1 protein-coding gene and 1 pseudogene are annotated in these 1,443 nt (G+C 75.9%); both read right to left on the bottom strand.

Features of this window, described 5'->3' with window-relative positions; translation table 11 throughout:
• Nucleotides 1–744: serine/threonine-protein kinase (locus tag AB0I76_RS29855; protein WP_357042458.1), on the bottom strand; the 744-nt coding region annotated here is incomplete at its 3' end.
• A gap of 84 nt (nt 745–828) precedes the next feature.
• Nucleotides 829–1,443, bottom strand: a pseudogene (locus AB0I76_RS29860) (serine/threonine protein kinase); the annotation flags it as partial.

The following is a 1,443-nucleotide window of genomic DNA, read 5'->3' on the forward strand; positions in this document are numbered from 1 at the left end:
CAGCAGCCCGGTCAGCGCCGGACGCAGCGGCCCGGCCCGGCGCATCGGGTCGGGCGGCTCGGTGGCCAGTGCGCTGAGCGTGGCCATCGTGTTCGCCCGGGCGTACGGGGACTGTCCCTCCACGGCGGCGTAGAGCGTGGCGCCCAGCGACCACAGGTCGGTGCGGGGGTCCGAGACGCCGGCGCGGGCCCGTTCCGGGGCGACGAACTGCGGCGAGCCGAGCACCAAGCCCGGACCGGTCATCGCGCCGTCGCCCCCCTCGAAGGTGGCCAGCCCGAAGTCGGTGAGCACCACCCGCCCGTCGTCGGCGACCAGGACGTTGTGCGGCTTCACGTCACGGTGCAGCACTCCGGCGGCGTGCGCGGCCCGCAGCGCGGCCAGCACGGCCAGGCCGATCCGTGCGGTGCGCCGGGGATCCAGGGGGCCCTCGGCGTGGAGGATCTGCTGGACGGAGCGGGACCGGACGTACTCCATGACGATCCAGGGGCTGTCCCGGTCGTGCACGACGTCGTACACCCGCACCACGTTCGGATGGGTGAGCCGGGCGGCCGTGCGCGCCTCGCGCAGGGTCCGCAGCCGCAGCTCCGCGCGTTCGGATTCGGCGAGCCAGGTCGGCGGGACGATCTCCTTGACCGCGACGTCGCGGTGCAGCATCTCGTCCCGGGCCAGCCAGACCCGGCCCATTCCGCCAGTGCCGACCAGGTCGAGCAGCCGGTACCGGCCCGCGATCAGCCCTTGGCGCACGCGCGCTCCCCCTCGGTCACCCCGAGTCACACGATAGTCAGCATTCCGGAATTTCTCACCCGCAGCGATCGGCCGTGTCGTCGGTCAGACGGCCGGCCGCAGGCTCGCGCGGATGATCCGGAACTGCTCCGCCGCCCCGGCCCAGTCCCGGTCCCCGGTGATCCAGCCCAGGGTGCGGGAGGTCGGGGCGACGGGACGCGTCGGCACGACCTGCACGGCGCGCAGCCGGTCGCCATGGGGTGTGTCCCACTCGCACTCCCACTCCGCCGAGTCCCCGGTCGCGCCGAGCCGGATCTCCACGTACCCGGGCAGGGTGCCCGCCGCCCGCGCGCGGGCCCGGGCGGCCCGGAGCCGGTCGAGCGCGTCGGCCGTGGCGTCGGAGGAGGTGGCGACGCTGAGCGTCCGGCCGGTTGCCGGGTCCTGGAAGCAGGCGACGTCGTCGTCGCGGGAGTAACGCCAGCCGGCCGGCACGGCCACGCGGAAACCGTCGTCGGCGTGCCAGACCCAGCCTGGTGGCGGACGGAAGGACACCTCGGGCGGCGCGGACGCGGCGACCACGAGGGTGCCGTCCACGTACGGCCGGACGCAGGGGAACGGCGGCGGGGGCCGGCCTCCCGGCGGTGGCGGCCGTACGGAGTCCGGGGCGTACCGCTGGTCCGCCGTGGTGACCCGGGGGTCGCCCGGGGCGGGACCGCGCGG

Source organism: Micromonospora sp. NPDC049799 (assembly GCF_040656655.1).
In the GTDB taxonomy this organism is placed as follows: domain Bacteria; phylum Actinomycetota; class Actinomycetes; order Mycobacteriales; family Micromonosporaceae; genus Micromonospora.